The sequence below is a fragment of the Butyrivibrio sp. INlla16 genome, assembly GCF_900104155.1.
Taxonomy (GTDB): domain Bacteria; phylum Bacillota; class Clostridia; order Lachnospirales; family Lachnospiraceae; genus Butyrivibrio.
Genome location: NZ_FMYB01000001.1, coordinates 213,132 through 231,890, shown reverse-complemented (window position 1 = coordinate 231,890; position 18,759 = coordinate 213,132). Strand labels below are relative to the sequence as shown.

Genomic DNA, 18,759 nt, shown 5'->3' with positions numbered 1-18,759 from the left:
TCAATATCGGGTAGTTCGCCTTTTTATTTTGACAAGGAGGACTACTAATATGAGCGAAAAAAGAAAGGATAACAGAGGAAGAGTTTTACACAACGGAGAGATCCAGCGTAAGGACGGAAGGTATCAGTTCAAGTATATAGATGCCAACGGAAAAGAAAAATTCGTTTACAGTTGGAGGCTTGATCATAATGATGCTACGCCACAGGGAAAAGTCAGAACTTTATCACTAAGGGAAATGGAACGTCAGATTCAGGCTGATCTGTTTGACAACATCGTTTCAAATGGTGGCAATATGACCGTGCTGGAACTTGTGGAGAAATACATTTCTACGAAGACCGGTGTGAGGCCCACAACAAAGGCGGGTTATAAGACGGTGACCAATTTCCTGAGTAAGGATCCCTTTGGCAGAAAACGCATTGATACGGTGCGCCTCTCGGATGCAAAATGCTGGCTTATCAAGCTTCAGGCAGATGGAAAGAGTTATAGCTCAATTCATTCTTTAAGAGGCGTCTTAAGACCGGCTTTTAAGATGGCTGTGGATGATGATCTGATCCGCAAGAGTCCGTTTGATTTCGAATTGGCATCCGTGATCGTAAATGACAGCCATACAAGGCTTTCGATAACTAGGGACGAAGAGAGAAAATTCCTTAAGTTTGTAAAAGATGATCCTCATTTTTGCAAATACTATGAAGGAATCTATATTCTTTTCCATACGGGGCTTCGCATCTCGGAGTTTTGCGGACTGACTCTTGGGGATATTGATTTTGAGAATCACAAGATCAATGTGGACCATCAGCTTCAGAAGCGTGCACATATCGGATACTACATCAAGAGCACAAAGACTACTTGCGGAACCAGAGTACTACCTATGACAGAAGATGTTGAGGATTGCTTTAGAAAGATCATCTCTGAACGCAGCGCGCCCAAGGTTGAGCCTATAGTTGACGGGTATACCGGATTCCTGTACTACGACAAGGATGGAAGCATTACATACTCGCTTCACTGGGACCATTACTTTAAGCATATAGTGGACAAGTATAATTCCATTTATAAGCTTCAGTTGCCCGAGATTACACCTCATGTATGCCGTCATACCTACTGTTCCAACATGGCGAAGTCCGGGATGAATCCGAAAACGCTTCAGTATCTCATGGGACATGCAGACATTGGAACTACGCTTAATGTCTATACTCACGTGAATTTTGAGGATGCAAAAGCAGAGATCGAGAAGCTGAATGTTGTGTGAAAATCTTAAGGTGTAAACGAAAAATAATTACACCTTACTTTACACCTTTTGCCGGTGTAAATATGCCAAAATATGCATATATTATGCCGGCAAATGAAAATGAAAAAGGTGTCTGAGCCCTGATAAAACAAGGAAAAACGATATGATAAAGATACTATTTGTCTGCCACGGCATAGTATGCGGAAAACATGGAAAAGCCCAGATTTTAAGGCGTTTTTAGATGTGGAAAAACTGGTTTTACCCCAACTTTCCCCCAACAGATTAATAGGAATACTTCATCCGAATTGAATATGGTTTTTTACATAAAGAGCAGTTGTTCTTAACAGAATGACTGCTCTTTTTCTATGCCCCAAACAGGGCTTAACCATTATTCAAACCACAGGAGGACACAGGATGAACTACGAAGAGTTTAAGGAAAATCTTGCAAATGATGTTAAAGAGCTGATGGAGTCCAGATCAGGCTCCAGAGTCACAGTTGAGACAAGAACAGTTGAGAAGATGAATGAGACCTATGATGCGCTCACGGTAAAACCGGATGACAGTATTATCGGCGTAAATCTCAATGTTACAAGCCTTTACAAGGAGTACGAGGACGGAAAGGACTTTGACAGCATTGTGAATGGTGCTGCCGAGGTGGCAGAAAATGCCCTAAGCAACAAGCCGGACTTTAACCTGGACGTCATTAAGGACTATGACCAGATGAAGGATAAGCTGGCTATCGAGGTGGTTTCTGCTGAGAGGAACAAGGACCTTTTGGAGACGGTGCCTCACAAGGATATTGAGGACATGGCTGTGGTTTACAGATTTGTTATAGGTGACACACAGGCAGGTACAGGAACAATTCTTGTGAATAATCAGATGCTTGAAAACTACGGCATAACAGCGCAGCAGCTCCATGAGGATGCTCTTAAAAATGCACCGGAGATCAGGCCACTTATTATAGAAGGGATGGCAGAGGTCCTTGCCAAGCAGATGGGAGTAGAAGACCTTGAGATGTTGGGGCTTAATATTCCTCCCGAGCAGGAGCAGATGTTTGTGGCTTCTGTTGAAGGAAATGTCCATGGAGCAGGCGTTCTTGCTTACCAGAATTTTATGGACCAGGCTGCAGACAGAGTCGGTGGCAGCTTCTTTATTTTACCCAGCAGCATTCATGAGGTGCTGATCATTCCTGATAACGGCAAATTTGATACTGCAAGTCTTGAGAACATGGTAAAAGAGGTAAATGCTACAACAGTGGATCCTTCAGACCAGCTCACAGACAGCGTATATCACTATGACGCAGATGCAAAGGTGTTTGAGCTTGCTGAGAAGTTTGAGGACAGGATGAAGGACAAGGTGGTTGGTATCAGGAAAGAAACATCTGAGCACGCAGCACCTAAGCCTCACAGGGATCGTGGAGGCGAAGCAATCTGATGGAAAAATACGCGGCTGATAAACCAGAAGAATGCAAAAATTGCTTCTTTGGAACAAGCAAGGGCATATGCACCAGATATTCTGAGTGCTTTTACGTCATAAGAAGAAACAAGCAGACGCGTAAGATGTGTGATAAGGACTGTCCTTACGGTGCGCACTGGCCATGTATTGGCTGGTGCACCCGTAAGATTCTTGAGGAAAAGAGGAATTAGCATAAATGGCTGAGTTTGATTATTTCTATGGTCAGGAAGCTGATCTGTTCAGCTTTATCAGAGTCCCTAAGCTGCTGTTTACAGATGCCAGATTTAAAGAGCTTACAAGTGATGCCAAGATTCTTTATGGGCTGTTACTGGACAGGATGAGCCTGTCTGCAGAGAATAAATGGTTTGATGAAAGAGGAAGAGTATATATTATTTACACGATTGAGCAGATCAGCGACAGCATAGGCTGCTCAAACGGAAAGGCCTGCAGGACGCTCAAACAGCTTGTTGATATAGGACTTGTAGATAAGAATTTTAAAGGACAGGGGAAGGCAGCTCTTTTGTATGTGAAAAAGATTCTTTCTGATATGTCACAGCGTGAAAACAAGGATGTCCAAAATGGGAATCCTGGAATGTCCAAAACAGAAATCCAAGGATTTTCAAAACGGGAATCTAATAATACTGAGATAAATAATACTGATTTTAGTAATACTGAGAATAAAAATATCTCATCTAATCTCATCAGGATATATCCTCCGGAACATAAACCGTTTTCTGATGATGCGATGAGAAGAGATGAGAAAAGAGATTCCTGCATGTCTGATATATCAAAGCTAAAAAGAAAAGTCTATGAAAGCATTGATGTAGATAGCTTGAAACGTAGATTCCCATACAATGGCGAGCTTATAGACCAGATTGCAAATCTGATCGTAGATGTTCTGTCGGATGATGCAAGGTATTTCGTTGTTGGAGGAGCAAAGAAATCTCCGGAGCTGGTAAAAGAACAGTTCAGAAGCCTTGATTACAGCCATGTGGCTTATGTTATCGATTCCCTTAAGAGTAACACTACTGACGTTAAGAATGTCAGACAGTACCTTATTGCAGCACTTTATAACGCGCCGCTGACTATTGATGCCCACTACGAAAATATGGTCAGTCATGACCATGCAAGGGGCTATTTCTGAGAAAAGAGAGGATGAAAATGAGCAGAGGAACAGTATATGCCCTGGTCAACCAAAAGGGAGGAACGGGCAAAACGCAGAGTACGGAGAATATAGGCATAGGCCTTGCGAAAGAAGGCAAAAGAGTCCTGCTGGTAGATCTTGACCCGCAGGGCTCCCTTACTATCAGCATGGGATACTCTAAGACAGATGATATCCCTGTCACAGTGACGGATATCATGAGTGGCGTGCTTCAGGAATACCCTATAGAACGGGGTGAAGGTATCATTCACCATCCGGAGGGAGTAGACCTTCTCCCGGCAAACATATCACTTGCCGGCCTTGAGGTTTCGCTTGTAAATGCCATGGGAAGGGAGAGAATCCTGAAAGAGTATATTGACTGTGTCAAAAATGACTATGATGCAGTGCTGATCGACTGTATGCCATCACTGGGGATGCTGACGGTCAACGCCCTTACAGCTGCTGACAGGCTTATCATTCCGGTTCAGAGCCAGTACCTGTCAGCAAAAGGTTTAGAGCAGCTTCTTCAGACTGTCAGCAGGGTAAAGAGGCAGATGAACCCGGGGCTTAAGATTGATGGAATCCTTCTGACCATGGTAGACAACAGGACCAATTATGCAAAAGAGATAGGCTCACTTGTAAGGGCAGTCTATGGAAAAAATATAAAGGTATATGACACAGAGATTCCTTTTTCCGTCAGAGCAGCGGAAATAAGTGCTGCAGGAAAGAGCATATATGAGCATGACCCAAAGGGAAAAGTAGCTGAGGCATATAAGAAGCTGACGAAGGAGGTGCTGAAGAATGCAGAAATCGCGCGGAAACATTCAGCTTTCGAGTTATGATGACATCTTTGGCGGGGCTTCATCTCAGGGTAAAGAGGCAGAAAGCTCCGGAGCCGAACAGGTTAAGGATATCCCTTTATCGGAGCTTCATCCATTTAAGAACCATCCCTTTAAGGTTCTGGATGATGGAGAGATGGATAAAACTGTTGAGAGCATCAAAGAATACGGGGTACTCACTCCGGCAATTGTACGACCGAGAGATGAAGGTGGATTTGAAATTGTGTCAGGTCACAGAAGATGTCATGCTTCAGAGATTGCTGGAAAAGAGACACTGCCCTGTATCGTAAGGGATCTGGATGATGATGCCGCTACTATTTTGATGGTGGATGCCAACTTGCAGAGGGAGACATTGCTTCCAAGTGAGAGGGCTTGGGCGTTGAAGATGAAATTGGATGCTGTAAAACGTCAAGGCAGGAAGCGAGTTGAGATTGGAGATAATGAGGAATTAGCTTCCCGACAACTCGTCGGGAAGTTGGAAGCTGCTGATATTGTTGCGGAAGGAACCGGAGAGAGTGGCAGGCAGGTGCAGCGTTATATCCGCCTCACAAACCTGCTCCCTGAAATCCTCGATATGGTCGATAACAAGCAGATCGGTTTCAATCCGGCAGTAGAACTGTCATACCTTGATGTAGATGAACAGAAACGCCTTTTGGAAGCCATGGACTTTTCGCAGTCCACGCCATCACTGGCGCAGGCGCAGCGCATCAAAAAAATGTCCCAGGAAGAAGGACTAACCCAGGAGGTCATGAACGTGATTATGTCAGAAGAAAAGAAGTCCGATGTGGACAAAGTAACTATCAAAAATGATGTCCTCAAGAAGTATTTTCCAAAGAACTACACACCAAAACAGATGGAGGACACAATAGTTAAGCTCCTTGACCAATGGCAGAAAAAGAGAATGCGGGAGCAACAGCTGTAGAAGCATTTGAAAGGGGGGATTTCTTATGCAGGAGGCTGTAGAAGAGAAAACCATAAACCTTGCTGTTAACGTGACCAAGCTGTCATGGCGGGCAATAGTCGGAGCAGTAAGAGCCTATATTGCTTACAAGCGCCATAAAGATATGGTGGGCCCTAAGCGCTACCGTGGGAAGCAGACTGTGAAACAGTTGATCAGCCAGGATCAGGGTGTGACAAGCATGCTCGTGGGAGATGAGAGTATAAAGCAGTTCGAAAGGATTGCGAAACGCTATGGTGTGGACTTTGCCATAACAAAGGACAAGTTCGCTGACCCTCCGAAATATACGGCATTTTTCAAGGCAAAAGATATTGATGCACTGGAAGCTGTAATGGATGAATTTGAGAAAACAAAGGCATTCCAGAAACAGAGGCCAAGCGTCCTGGATAAGCTTGAGCATTACAAGGAGGTATCCAAAGAGCAGATCACCAAAGCAAAAATACGGGTAAAGGAGATGGTGCGATGACAAAATCTCAGAAACGTATTATTATCCTGAATATCCCATATGCCTTTGCAGGACTGTTTGCTACTAACTTCGGAGAAGCATGGAGGTTGGCTTCGGGAGGGAGTGCAACTGAAAAGATAAACAGTCTTTTCAATGTACTTCCAGTAGCTCTTTCCAATCCTATTCCCAGCTTTCATCCCTTTGATATCATTGTTGGAGCAGCTGTCGGAGGCCTGTTCAGACTGGCAGTTTATCTCAAGGGGAAGAATGCCAAGAAGTACAGGCATGGTGCTGAGTATGGAACAGCCAGATGGGGAACAGCACAGGATATAGAGCCATTTATTGACCCAAAGTTTGAGAATAATGTTATACTGACTCAGACAGAGCGTCTGACAATGAACAGCAGGCCAAAGATCATCAAATGTGCCAGAAACAAAAATGTTCTGATCATAGGCGGTTCCGGATCCGGTAAAACAAGATTCTTTCTTTTACCGAACCTATTGCAGATGCACAGTTCATATGTGGTAACTGATCCCAAAGGAGACCTGGTGGTTAAAACCGGTATGTGCCTTAAGAAGCATGGATACAAGATTGTAGTCTTCAACACCATAAACTTTAAGAAGAGTGCCCATTACAATCCGTTCCGATATATTCATTCGGAAAAAGACATCTTAAAGCTGGTAAACACGCTGATCGCCAATACCAAAGGTGAAGGTAAGTCCGGAGATGAATTTTGGACCAAAGCGGAAACACTGCTCTATACCGCACTTATAGGCTATATTTATTATGTCGCACCTTACGAGGAGCAGAATTTCAATACACTTCTGGAACTTATCAATGCTTCTGATGTCAGGGAAGATGATGAGGACTATATGAGCCCGGTGGATATGCTCTTCAGAGATTTGGAAAAAGACGATCCGAATCACTTCGCAGTAAGGCAATATAAAAAATTTAAGGTTGCGGCCGGCAAGACCATGAAATCAGTGCTCATAAGCTGTGCTGCAAGGCTTTCACCATTTGATATCCAGGAGCTCAGGGACATAACCCGATATGATGAGCTTGACCTTGATATGCTGGGAGACAGAAAGACAGCCCTGTTCCTTATCATGAGCGATACTGATCCAACATTCAATTTCCTGATTGCCATGATCTATAGTCAGATGTTCAATCTGTTATGCGAGAAAGCTGATGATGTTTATGGTGGGAAGCTTCCGATTCATGTGCGCTGCCTTATTGATGAGACAGCAAACGTCGGACAGATACCGAATTTGGAGAAGCTGGTAGCAACAATCCGAAGCCGTGAGATTAGTGCATGCCTGTTTTTGCAGGCCAAGTCACAGCTGAAGGCTTTGTACAAAGATCACTGCGATACCATCATTGGCAACATGGATTCACAGTTATTCCTCGGTGGTACAGAGCAGACGACTTTGAAAGACTTGAGCCAGATGTTGGGTAAGGAAACTATCGACATGTACAACACTGGAGAGAGCCGGGGCAATAATCCATCGTATTCCATGAATTACCAAAAGACAGGTAAGGATCTCATGACCATGGATGAGCTTGCTGTCATGGATGGCGGTAAGTGCATCCTGCAACTCAGGGGCGTAAGACCATTCTTCTCTGACAAGTATGATGTCACACAGCATCCACACTATAAGGAAACAGCAGAGTATAACAAGAAGAACACTTATGACATTGCAAAGAACTTGAACCCTCCAATGTCCTTGAAGGAAGATGATCTTTACGATGTTGTAGAAGCATAGGCAGCTGCGGCTGCCTTTACATAGGCCAGCAAAGGCCGGAGACGTCCGGTACTTACTGGTCTGTTTTTATGCTCTAAAGCAGGTGCACATGAAGCGGGGCATAAAGAAACTACAAACCATTTTTTCATCAAAGAAAGGAGAGTAGTCCGAAGATTCAATTGTTCGGATGAAGATTGTTTATTGAAGTAGAGCGTATATGAAGAATGTAGTATGAAGCTGGATTTTTGGGCGAAACAAGAAATCGTATGGCATTCTTTAATTCAGCAGTAGGCGTATTACAGACACTCGTTGTAGCACTTGGCGCTGGTCTCGGCGTATGGGGCATCATCAACCTCCTTGAGGGATATGGCAACGACAACCCCGGCGCAAAGAGCCAGGGAATTAAGCAGCTGATGGCCGGTGGTGGTGTCTGCCTCATCGGTATCCAGCTCATTCCCCTTCTTTCAGGACTCTTCTGATTCCTGAAAGGGGAGCGCGGCCTGCCGCGCTATAGCAAGATGCAGGAGTAAAAACTGAATATTGTCCGGGGGCTGGCAAATGACCAGTCCCCACCTATAAAAAACAGAGAGGTGGCAATCTATGGATAGAGTTATAGAGGAGCTGGCCTCCTGGCTAAAGTCTGTACTTGTAGATGGTATTATGAGCGTAATGACAGGCATGTTTCAGGACGTAAACAACCATGTGGCGGATATAACTGCTCAGGTTGGAACACCTCCTGCATCTTTCCAACCCGGTGTTTTTTCCATGATACGAAATCTCTCTGAGACAGTAATCATGCCCATAGCCGGAATGGTGCTGACATTTATTGCCTGCTATGAGCTGATACAGCTGATCACTGCTCATAATAACCTGGCTAACTTTGAAACTTGGATCTTCTTCAAATGGCTGTTCAAGACTTATGTTGCTGTAATGCTGATCACGCATTGCTTTGATTTCACGCTGGCAGTATTTGATGTGGCGCAGCATGTGGTAAACAGCAGCGGTGGACTTATTGCAGCATCAACGGCCATAGACGACTCGGCTCTTGCTGCCATGAGGTCAACCCTTGAAGCAATGGATATGGCTGCACTATTCGGTCTGTTCTTCCAGGTCATGTTCGTGTCGCTGGCAACAAGGATCCTTGCGGCTTTCATATTTGTGGTGGTTTATGGCCGTATGCTGGAAGTATATCTGACCATAAGTCTCGCGCCGATTCCTTTTGCAACATTCGGAAACAGGGAGCAGAGTCAGATGGGACAGAACTATGTAAGAGGCCTGTTTGCTTTGGGCTTCCAGGGATTTCTTATCATGGTCTGCGTGGCTATATATGCAGCGCTGGTACAGTCGGTTGCATTTTCAAGCGACATAGTAGGCTCCATGTGGGGAGTTCTGGGCTACACAGTCCTTTTATGCTTCTCGCTTTTAAAGACCAGTTCCATTTCAAAGAGCATTTTCAACGCAAGGTAAGACAAAGGGGGCAAAAGAGATATGGCAAATTTTGTATCGGTCCCCAGGGACCTTTCACGGGTCAAGGAAAAACTTTTCCTGAACCTCACCAAAAGACAGATCATATGCTTTTCACTGGCGGCACTCGTAGGAGTTCCGTCTTTTTTCTTTGTAAAAAAGCTGACGGAGGATATAAGCGCATCGACACTTGTGATGATGGTGCTGATGCTCCCGTTCTTCTTTGTGGCTTTGTATGAAAAGGACGGCATGAACTGTGAGACCATCCTAAAGCACATGATACAGTGGCGGTTCAAAAGACCCAAGGAGCGTCCCTACAGGACCAGTAATTATTACGCTGCCCTCATGAGGCAGAGGAAACTAAACGAGGAGGTAGAGGACATTGTTATTTCATTTGTTCAGAAAGAAAAGAAAACGTGACCTTAAGGTTCCGGCCCGCCTCTCATCCGAGGAAAAGAAAAAGATAAAAAAGGTCATAGATGATGCCAAAAAGGCTGACAAGGTACCGCACTCCGCACAGGAGTCCGTGACATTTGAGAGGATGTTCCCAAGCGGTATCTGCAGGGAGGAAGGAGATTTTTATTCAAAGACGATCCAGTTCCAGGACATCAACTACAAGCTGGCGCAGGAAGAGGACAAAACCACTATCTTTGAGGAGTGGTGCAGCTTCCTTAACTTCTTTGACAGCTCTGTTGAGTTTTCCCTGACTTTTCTCAACGTCAGTACTGACGGCACAAAGTTTGAAAAGAGTATCAAGATCCCTTTTAAAAAGGATACCTTCAATGACGTAAGAGACCAGTATTCATCGGTGCTTAAGAGCCAATTTGAAAAGGGTAATAATGGTCTTACAAAGACCAAGTACCTTACTTTCGGCATCCATGCTGCTTCCATAAGGGAGGCTAAGCCAAGGCTGGCACGAATAGAGACCGATGTTCTCAATAACTTCAAACACATAGGAGTGTATGCCAACACTCTTAATGGAAAAGAGAGGCTGAAAGTAATGCATGCCATCTTCCACATGGGGGATGATGACAGGTTTATGTTCGACTGGAAATGGTGCACGGAAAGAGGGCTTGGCCCTAAGGACTTCATAGTTCCAAGCAGCATTGCCTTTCCTACGAAAAAGACCTTTGAGATGGGAGACATGTACTGTGCCATGAGTTTTCTTTCCATCACTGCTTCAGAGATAAATGATGAGATGCTCTGCGATTTTCTTTCCATGGATTCATCGCAGGTTCTCACGATCCACATGCAGTCGGTAGACCAGAACACGGCCATCAAAAAGGTAAAGCACACCATCACCGAGCTTGATAAAAGTAAGATCGAGGAGCAGAAAAAGGCAGTCCGTGCCGGGTATGATATGGACATCATTCCCTCAGATCTTGCGACATACGGCAAAGATGCCAAGTCGCTTCTGAGGGAGCTGCAGAGCCAGAATGAGCGAATGTTTATGATAACCTTCCTTATCATGAACACAGGAAAAACGCTCCGGGAGCTTGAAAACAATGTATTTCAGGCAAAGAGCATAGCCCAGAAGCACAGCTGCAGCCTTGTGAGGTTGGACTACCAGCAGGAAATGGGGCTTATGAGCAGCCTACCGCTTGCCCATAACCACATCGAGATACAGCGCGGTATGACAACTTCCAGCTCAGCCATCATGATTCCGTTCACAACTCAGGAGCTTTTTCAGGAGGGAGAGGAATCACTGTATTACGGACTTAATGCCCTTTCCAATAACCTGATCATGGCTGACAGAAAGAAGCTCAAGAACCCCAACGGCCTTATTCTTGGCACACCCGGCTCCGGAAAGTCTTTTGCTGCAAAGAGGGAAATGGCCAATGTCATGCTTTCCACAGACGATGACATCATAGTCTGTGATCCCGAGTCCGAGTACGCGCCTCTTGTAAAGAAGTTTGGCGGTCAGGTCATAAAGATAAGTCCCAATTCCAAGCAGTATATCAATCCCATGGACATCAACCAGAATTATTCTGACGATGATAACCCTGTAACTCTTAAGGCGGAATTCATACTGTCTTTATGTGAGCTGGTTATCGGTGGAAAAGAGGGACTGATGCCCATTGAAAGAACTGTCATAGACCGATGCGTTCACAAGATCTATAACAGGTACTTTGATGATCCAAAGCCTGAGAACATGCCTCTTTTGGAAGATCTGTATAATGAGCTCCTTAAGCAGGATGAGAAAGAAGCCCACAACCTGGCTACTGCGCTGGAGATATATGTAAAGGGATCACTTAATGTCTTTAACCACAGGACAAATGTGGATATCAATAACAGGATCATCTGCTATGACATCAAGGATCTTGGAAAACAGCTTAAAAAGCTGGGGATGCTCATTGTGGAGGATCAAGTCTGGGGCAGGGTCTCGGCCAACAGGGAGTCCGGAAGGAGCACCCGTTACTATATGGACGAGTTCCATCTGCTCCTTCGTGAAAAGCAGACAGCAAGCTACAGCGTAGAGATCTACAAGCGTTTCCGTAAATGGGGAGGCATCCCGACAGCCATAACTCAGAACGTCAAGGACCTGCTTGCCTCTGCTGAGGTTGAGAATATCCTTGAGAACTGCGAGTTCATCTATATGCTCAATCAGGCTTCAGGCGACAGGTCAGTCCTGGCACAGAAGCTCAATATAAGCCCACACCAGTTATCCCATGTCACACAGGCAGGGGAAGGCGAAGGGCTTTTATTTTTTGGGAATGTGATCCTGCCGTTTGTAGACCACTTCCCGAAAGATATCGAGCTGTACAGGATTCTTACCACAAAGCCTTCCGACCTTGCGAAGTACAGGGAAGAAGCTGATGGACAGAGCAAAGGGTAAACAAAAATGAATTTCATTATGAGGGGGAAATGGATTTGAATGATAGAGCGCATTTCAGGGATAAGTTTAGGACGAAGTCCACCATTGAAGCGGAGTACGGGAAAAAGCTAAAGCGTAGAGGCTGTGGTGTTGAGGCCTCTGACGCTGCAGCTGATCCAGAACGAAAGAAGATTCTCAAGGGCAGGCTGGAATCAAAGGAAATGCTTGGGGTAAAAGCCCAGATGAAAGCTGAGTCAGCAAAAGTTAAAGCTATGCAGGTTGCTGAGGGTGTCGCAAGAGCTGGTACAGCTGTTATAGGCACTGCCTCAGCTGTGGTTGCTGCAGGAAGCAGTGACTGCAGAGATGACAAAAATGTGTCCGGTGATGTGGTTCATGAGGGGGCTAATGCAGTTCATGAAGCCACTGACAAGATCAACGAAGGTCTATATCAGAGAAAGCTTAGGCGTGAGCATAAGGAAGAAAAGAGGCATTCCAATGAGCAGAACCCAAGGGACGGCTCCAATGCCAAGTCCAGGGCTGCTCAGAAAAAGAAGACCAGAAAGTCCTATTACCAGAAGGAAAAAGAGCGTGAGACTGCACGTAAGGGTGCAACCATGCTTGAAGATGCAGTTAATAAGCTCTCTGAAAAGATGAGCGACGTTCTTGCTGCCATCGTCAACTTCGTAAAGGACAATCCAAAGCTCCTGTTAGCAATCCTTATTGTTGTTCTCATCATCATCCTGTTGTCAGCTATGGTTTCAAGCTGCGCCCTGATGATTCCGTCCATTTCAGATGGAACGCTGGCTTCCACGTATACCGCCTATGATGAGGATATCCTTGGCATAGAAACGGATTACCGGAAGCTGGAAAAAGACCTGAAGAAAAAGATAGATGATACTGAGACACTTTATCCAGATTATGACGAGTATGAGTACGAGCTTGACGAGATAGGCCATAACCCTTATGAACTCATCACATATCTCACAGTTAAATATGATGACTTCAAGCGTAAAGACATGAAGGACATCATAAAGGCGTTGTTTGAGAAGCAGTACAAGCTCACATATAAGTCCTGGACCGAAACAAGGACCAGAACTGTAGAAAAGACTGGCTTGCGCTGGGTGGATGATGATTCCTATGAGGATGGCGGCTACTACGAGGACTACACCTACGAAGAGGAAGAGGAGTATACCGTAAAGATCCTGAAGGTGAAGCTTGATAACAGAAGCCTTGGCAGAGTCATAGAGGAAATGGGACTAACTGACAAACAGCAGTCTCACTATGACTTGCTCCTATATACCAAGGGCAATAAGGAATATCTTTTCGCTGATATCTATACCGACCTTGAGAATCCGGAGGACTATCATGTTCCCGGGGATGCCCTTACCGACCACCAATTTGCCCTGATGATAGCAGAGGCGGAGAAATACCTCGGCCGTGAGTATGTCTGGGGAGGCAGCAATCCCACAACTGGATTTGACTGTTCTGGATATGTCTGCTGGGTATTGAACCACTGCGGTTATAACGTTGGAAGAACCACGGCACAGGGGCTCCGGAAAAGAAGTGCCTATGTTTCTCCGGCAGATGCAAGGCCGGGAGACCTTATCTTTTTCCAGAGAACCTATGATACCCCAGGTGCTAGTCACGTAGGCATCTATGTTGGAAACGGAATGATGATCCACTGCGGGAATCCCATTTCCTACACATCAATCAACACCAAGTACTGGCAACAGCACTTTTTATGTTTTGGAAGACCATGAGGAGGGGAGATTATGTTTGAAAGGTTAGATCGATACAAGGCTGAACTTGCAAAGGCCAGGGAGCGAAGAGCCGAGGTTGATGCAAGGGTCAAAGCCCTGGAAAAGAAATGCCAGGAGGAAGAGATGGCAGCTGTCCATGAAATGATGAAGGCTGCAGATATCACTCCTGAGGGACTCCAGAAGCTGATTGCTTATACAAAGAGCAATCTTCCCGGAGGCAAGTCTGTTGGCGATATCGTCAGCGGGAATAACGAAGAGGAGGATACGGAAGATGAGGAAGTTTAAGACTACTGCGCTTTTAGCTGGATGTATCAGCTTAGCACTTACACTGGCACCTGTAACTGCTTTTGCCAGAGTTGACCCTGAGATGGTAGAGGAGGAAGAAATCATTCCTCCCGCCCCGCCTAAGGAGGAACCTGAAAAGATGGGGCCGCTCACTCCGGAAGGTAACCTTACCATAGTCGATGACTACGGGAATCCGGAAAAGAGCGGAAAGCAGTTCATCACTGTTACCACCAAGACAGGAAATATCTTTTATATTATCATCGACCGTGATGATGAAGGAGAGAACACAGTCCACTTCCTTAACCTTGTTGATGAGAGAGACCTGCTTTCACTTATGGATGAGGAAGAAATAGCAGAGCTTAAGGGCGAAACTGAGGAGCCTGAACCTGAGCCTGTAGTGGAAGAACCGGATGAAGAGGAGGCTCCACCGGAGGAACCAAAGAAGGGCAACTCCAATCTGATAGTATTTGTCATCCTGGCAATTCTTGGATGCGCTGGTGGGTTCTATGTCTACAGCAACAGGGACGACTTCATCAAGAAGGAAAAGAAAGATCCTGATGAGGATTATGCCGAGGATGAAGAGACCGGAGCTCTGGATAAGATAGAGACTGTCAACGAAAAGCCTGAAGACTAAGAAAACGAAGGCGGCTGCATATTGGTTCAATGTGTGGCTGCCGGACTAAAGAAAGGGGGAACAGTTCATGGTAGAAGTATTAACAGCTGATATGACAGCAGAAGAGAAGGTCAGTATGATAACTGACCGCCTGTCGAATTACAGTGTCAGAATGGGAGAAGTCGTGGATGCAAAGAAGAAAACTTCACGCAAAAAGAAGCAGATGATCAGGAAAGGCAAGACCGATGGCAGACCTTCAGTTTTGCAGAAACTTGAGAACTACAAAAAAGCGAAAGGGGTGATCTCATGAGCGGGCTTGATATAGCAAACGACAGAATCCACAAGGAAGAAGAGCTTACAGAAGCCGAAGAGGCTATCTTGGAGGAGCACACAATCCGTTCCAAGAAGAACTATCTGAAGGCGGCTGAGGATGCCATCGAAGCCAATGACAATAACTTCGATGGCCTTATAAATGCTGTCCCCGAAGATGATCCCGATGACCCTGGAGATGATGACTCAACAGAGCTTTCCGGCAAAAGAGCCAGGGAGTATGAGGCTTTCAGGCAGAGAGCCATCGAGGAAGAACAGATTGCAGAGGAGAGAAAAGAACATGCAAGAGCACACGCACATGGTCACTTTGAGATTGACAGATAAGGAGTACACCAGGCTCCTTGCCAAGATGAATGAGGCTGGGATCACGAGTCGCAGTATCTATATCAGGAAGATGATCCTTGATGGCTACTGCGTAAAACTTAAAACCGATGATTTCAGTGAAATCGTTTATTTCTTGCGCATGTGTTCCAACAATCTCAATCAGTATGCCAAGAAGGCAAATGCTTTCGGAGAGGTCTATGCAGAAGATATCAAAGATCTGCAAAAGCGTCTGGATGAGATCTGGGATCACACAAAAAGCATGATGATTGCTTTTTCAAAGATAAGGTAATCGACAAACTTGGCAGCTGCATCTACTGACTTTATCATGGTTATAACAACATTTGTTTAGGCATCAAGGAGGTAGTCGCCATGAGTATTGTAAGATTTCTGTTTAAGGTTTTATTGTTTCCGCTGTTCCTGGTTGTATTCACACTGAGCCTTTTTGTGAAGGTCGTTGTGAACGTGTCTGGAGTTGTGGCAGGTGTGGCATTCCTGCTGGGTATAGTGATCATTATCTACAACATTTCTACCCACTGTGTCTTTGGAGTGTGCATGACATTCGTTGCAGCTATGATGATTGCTGGTGCAATGCTGGCACTTGGCTATGGCGAGTATCTTTTGGACAGGGTTATAGAACTGTACCAGGATATCTAAAGATTGCAATTTCATAGATTAAGGGCAAAGGAGCAGTCTGTATTTTACGATACGGGCTGCTTTTTATTATGCCCGGATTTGCGAAAGGAGGAATTTGATGGCAGCGACAATGCTTATTCCGCTTCATCATGTTAGGTCTAAATCTGTTGCTGACTGCCTTAAGCGCAGCATCGATTACATCAGGGATTCAAGAAAAACTGAGGACGAAAAGTATGTAAGCACCTATGGTTGTGATCCCAATTCTATTGAGGAACAGTTCCTTCTTTCGAGAAAAATCTATGAGGACAATGTCCGTAAACCACACAAAAAAGACATTATCGCCTATCAGATCAGGCAGGCATTTAAGCCTGGTGAGATAACTCCGGAACATGCAAACGAGCTTGGATATGAACTTGCTATGAAGTTCACCAAGGGAAAGCATGCCTTCATAGTAACCACTCATACGGACAAACACCACATCCATAATCATGTGGTTTTCAATGCGGTAGCCATTGATGGAAAGAGCAGATTCCGGAATATGTATTTTTCCAGTTATGCTCTCTCCAGGGTTTCCGACATGCTCTGTCTTGAGAATAATCTATCTGTGATCCAGTCCAGATATGAGGAGAAGATCCGTAAGCATGGTAAGGAAAATGACAGGGGAAATAATCATGGCCTTGACTATAACAGCCTAAGCTTCCTTGTTGATATCGAGAAGAAAATGCGGGAGGGAAAAGGCAAAGGTTATGAGAACTGGGCGAGGAAGTTTAACCTTAAGCAGCGCGCCAAGGTGCTGTTGTTTTTGGAGGAACATGGCATTTCATCTTACGAAGAACTGGTTAAGAAGACCGACTCCATGGATGCAGAAATTGAAGAACTGAATAGCAAAGTTAAGGCCAGAAATCAGAAGATGGCAGATAACAAGGAACTTCAGAATGCCATCATCGCATACTCCAAAACGGCAGATAGTTACACTGCCTACATGAAGAGCGGCTACAGCAAAAAGTACCTTGCTGAACATGAAAAAGAGATCCAGGAGCATAAGAAGGCCAAAGCGATTTTTGAAAAACTGCCTGATGGGAAAATCCCAAAGCTCAAAGATCTCCGCAGGGAATATGGCGAACTCATTGAAGCTAATAGACCTGATTTTCAGCAGTATGTTCAGCTGAAAAATGAGCGGAGAGACTATCTTATCGCAAGGAAGAATCTTGAACTTCTGCTTGCCAGAGAGGAAGCAGAAAAGGAAGAAAAGGCGAAGGCGAAGCCAAGCCGTAGCTCGAGGTCGGAGGCCTCGTTATAAAAGCGAAACATGCATATGTATTACATATGCATTGCTTGCATGCGACCTTTGCCGTAGGCAGAGGTCGTCCCAGGGTAGCCACCCGAGCAAAAACAAAACAACAATTTTTCAAACGAGGGGGGAAAACTATTATGAGAATCGATGTAAGGACAAAAGCACTTGAGGAGACAATAAACGGAGTCAGGGGAGTAGCCACAGTAACATTTGGGAGCAGCTTTGCTGTCAGAAATATTTCCATTGTGGAGAGCAAGGCAGGGAATCTCTTCATGTCCATGCCCAGCTACAAGATGAAGGCTGTGGATGAGAATGGAAAACCCCAGTTCAAGGATATCGCATATCCTGTGACAAGGGATTTCAGAGAACAGCTCCAGGAGAAGATCCTCCAGAGCTATGAAAGTGGGGAAGGAGTCTCTTTTGAAGCGTAACAACTGATTATAGAATTTTAAGAAAAGAATGTGCTTTTTCAATTGACATGAAGGCCGCTCAACTGTATTATGATTGTAGAAGGAAACTTCTCGAGAAGCATACTCGTAAAAATGCTTTCATTACCTATGAAACAGAAGCCGTGATGGTATGCGGGGACTGCGGAGGTTCTGCAAAAGGTGGCAACTTACCATAAACCATCTAGTGAAAACGAAGAGAAAGTTGCATTAACAAAAGCCTTGCTTATGCAAGGCTTTTGTTAGTGATGGGAGGAAAATGGACATAATATACGAATGCGCAGCTAATTATAGAGAGCTGCTTAATATAAAATATCATTTTGTAATATCACTTCGAAGAAATACAAAAGATATTACAATTGACTTTGAGGAAAATGACTTCAGGCATATGTCTGGCCTTCAACATATAGACGATATTCACATAGAAAGAGATCCCGCTAAGGTAATAGAAGCAATAATTCAGGGAAAGATAACAGATGAAATACTGGAGTCCAGTGATGAGTACAAAAAAATCCATCCTGAGGGCAGAAGTATAAAGAGCAGGGTTGATCAGCTACGGTATTTACAAGAGTACCTTGATATAAGCGATTTTATAAGAATCTACGAGATGCAACAGTTTGGGAGTCTTATTCGGGCTGATTATTTTATTGAAGCAAAGTCATCCAAACGAAAGTCGACTGTCTATGTATTCATTAGGAAGCGAGAACAAAATGACAACTATGTTGTAGTATCATTTTTTGTTAAAACTAACGCTTATAAAGGCACAGCCGCTTATTGGATGCTGAAAGAAAAAATAACTGATGGTACAACGACTGAATTATATCGCCATCCAAATTATAAGCCTGAAGATAAAGACGAAAAGAACAGCGAAGCACAAAATACAACATGTTCAGAAACCTTAGAGAACCCGAATGATCAAAATGATAACAATAAAAATGCTACGGATAATTGAGGCATTGTTTGATGATAGAAAGTTTTGATGGGCGAAGT

General features: G+C 44.7%; 22 protein-coding genes. All 22 read left to right on the top strand.

Annotated elements, in window-relative coordinates:
* Positions 1 to 49 precede the first annotated feature (49 nt).
* The 22 genes from BLR42_RS00955 to BLR42_RS00850 all read left to right on the top strand — a co-directional run bounded on the left by BLR42_RS00955 (position 50) and on the right by BLR42_RS00850 (position 18,721).
* Entirely contained in the window at positions 50 to 1,246 is a 1,197-nt protein-coding gene (locus BLR42_RS00955) for a site-specific integrase (protein WP_091865819.1), read from the top strand.
* A gap of 393 nt (positions 1,247 to 1,639) precedes the next feature.
* Positions 1,640 to 2,659, top strand: a complete 1,020-nt coding sequence (locus tag BLR42_RS00950; protein WP_207648499.1) for a DUF5688 family protein — start codon at positions 1,640 to 1,642, stop codon at positions 2,657 to 2,659.
* On the top strand, positions 2,659 to 2,871 hold the full coding sequence (locus BLR42_RS00945) for a hypothetical protein (RefSeq protein WP_091865817.1): 213 nt from the start codon (positions 2,659 to 2,661) through the stop codon (positions 2,869 to 2,871). Before BLR42_RS00950 ends, BLR42_RS00945 begins: the two co-directional genes overlap by 1 nt.
* Before the next feature lie 5 nt (positions 2,872 to 2,876).
* Positions 2,877 to 3,824 (top strand): DUF6017 domain-containing protein, encoded by a 948-nt coding sequence (locus BLR42_RS00940; protein WP_091865815.1) that lies wholly within the window; start codon positions 2,877 to 2,879, stop codon positions 3,822 to 3,824.
* 17 nt (positions 3,825 to 3,841) lie between these two features.
* Positions 3,842 to 4,663: a ParA family protein gene (locus tag BLR42_RS00935; RefSeq protein ID WP_091865813.1), complete on the top strand. Its 822-nt coding sequence runs from the start codon at positions 3,842 to 3,844 to the stop codon at positions 4,661 to 4,663.
* Entirely contained in the window at positions 4,623 to 5,582 is a 960-nt protein-coding gene (locus tag BLR42_RS00930) for a ParB/RepB/Spo0J family partition protein (RefSeq protein ID WP_091865811.1), read from the top strand. The genes BLR42_RS00935 and BLR42_RS00930 overlap by 41 nt, the downstream gene beginning before the upstream one ends.
* Positions 5,583 to 5,607: 25 nt before the next feature.
* Entirely contained in the window at positions 5,608 to 6,084 is a 477-nt protein-coding gene (locus BLR42_RS00925) for a PcfB family protein (RefSeq protein WP_091865809.1), read from the top strand.
* Complete coding sequence (locus tag BLR42_RS00920) at positions 6,081 to 7,826, top strand: VirD4-like conjugal transfer protein, CD1115 family (RefSeq protein ID WP_091865807.1); 1,746 nt, start codon at positions 6,081 to 6,083, stop codon at positions 7,824 to 7,826. Before BLR42_RS00925 ends, BLR42_RS00920 begins: the two co-directional genes overlap by 4 nt.
* 245 nt (positions 7,827 to 8,071) lie before the next feature.
* Entirely contained in the window at positions 8,072 to 8,284 is a 213-nt protein-coding gene (locus tag BLR42_RS00915) for a Maff2 family mobile element protein (protein WP_091865868.1), read from the top strand.
* Positions 8,285 to 8,405: 121 nt separating this feature from the next.
* A complete protein-coding gene (locus tag BLR42_RS00910; protein WP_091865805.1) occupies positions 8,406 to 9,272 on the top strand; it encodes a VirB6/TrbL-like conjugal transfer protein, CD1112 family in 867 nt (288 codons plus the stop codon).
* A 21-nt stretch (positions 9,273 to 9,293) separates the two neighbouring features.
* Positions 9,294 to 9,689 carry a PrgI family protein gene (locus tag BLR42_RS00905; protein WP_091865803.1) on the top strand — a complete coding sequence of 132 codons (396 nt, stop codon included), beginning with the start codon at positions 9,294 to 9,296 and terminating at the stop codon, positions 9,687 to 9,689.
* Positions 9,652 to 12,105 carry a VirB4-like conjugal transfer ATPase, CD1110 family gene (locus BLR42_RS00900; protein WP_207648498.1) on the top strand — a complete coding sequence of 818 codons (2,454 nt, stop codon included), beginning with the start codon at positions 9,652 to 9,654 and terminating at the stop codon, positions 12,103 to 12,105. The genes BLR42_RS00905 and BLR42_RS00900 overlap by 38 nt, the downstream gene beginning before the upstream one ends.
* Before the next feature lie 29 nt (positions 12,106 to 12,134).
* On the top strand, positions 12,135 to 13,844 hold the full coding sequence (locus tag BLR42_RS00895; protein WP_091865799.1) for a C40 family peptidase: 1,710 nt from the start codon (positions 12,135 to 12,137) through the stop codon (positions 13,842 to 13,844).
* 12 nt (positions 13,845 to 13,856) lie between these two features.
* Positions 13,857 to 14,129, top strand: a complete 273-nt coding sequence (locus BLR42_RS00890; RefSeq protein ID WP_091865798.1) for a DUF4315 family protein — start codon at positions 13,857 to 13,859, stop codon at positions 14,127 to 14,129.
* Positions 14,116 to 14,763 carry a DUF4366 domain-containing protein gene (locus BLR42_RS00885; protein ID WP_091865796.1) on the top strand — a complete coding sequence of 216 codons (648 nt, stop codon included), beginning with the start codon at positions 14,116 to 14,118 and terminating at the stop codon, positions 14,761 to 14,763. Before BLR42_RS00890 ends, BLR42_RS00885 begins: the two co-directional genes overlap by 14 nt.
* Positions 14,764 to 14,830: 67 nt before the next feature.
* Positions 14,831 to 15,052, top strand: a complete 222-nt coding sequence (locus BLR42_RS00880) for a hypothetical protein (RefSeq protein WP_091865794.1) — start codon at positions 14,831 to 14,833, stop codon at positions 15,050 to 15,052.
* A complete protein-coding gene (locus BLR42_RS00875) occupies positions 15,049 to 15,396 on the top strand; it encodes a DUF4316 domain-containing protein (protein ID WP_091865792.1) in 348 nt (115 codons plus the stop codon). Before BLR42_RS00880 ends, BLR42_RS00875 begins: the two co-directional genes overlap by 4 nt.
* Positions 15,371 to 15,685: a plasmid mobilization protein gene (mobC, locus tag BLR42_RS00870; RefSeq protein ID WP_242879147.1), complete on the top strand. Its 315-nt coding sequence runs from the start codon at positions 15,371 to 15,373 to the stop codon at positions 15,683 to 15,685. Before BLR42_RS00875 ends, mobC begins: the two co-directional genes overlap by 26 nt.
* 80 nt (positions 15,686 to 15,765) lie before the next feature.
* Entirely contained in the window at positions 15,766 to 16,050 is a 285-nt protein-coding gene (locus BLR42_RS00865; protein ID WP_091865788.1) for a hypothetical protein, read from the top strand.
* A 97-nt stretch (positions 16,051 to 16,147) separates the two neighbouring features.
* Entirely contained in the window at positions 16,148 to 17,329 is a 1,182-nt protein-coding gene (locus BLR42_RS00860) for a relaxase/mobilization nuclease domain-containing protein (protein ID WP_091865786.1), read from the top strand.
* A 131-nt stretch (positions 17,330 to 17,460) separates the two neighbouring features.
* Positions 17,461 to 17,754 carry a SpoVG family protein gene (locus BLR42_RS00855; RefSeq protein WP_170832582.1) on the top strand — a complete coding sequence of 98 codons (294 nt, stop codon included), beginning with the start codon at positions 17,461 to 17,463 and terminating at the stop codon, positions 17,752 to 17,754.
* 274 nt (positions 17,755 to 18,028) lie between these two features.
* A complete protein-coding gene (locus BLR42_RS00850) occupies positions 18,029 to 18,721 on the top strand; it encodes a PBECR4 domain-containing protein (protein WP_091865782.1) in 693 nt (230 codons plus the stop codon).
* The last annotated feature ends 38 nt before the right edge of the window (positions 18,722 to 18,759 follow it).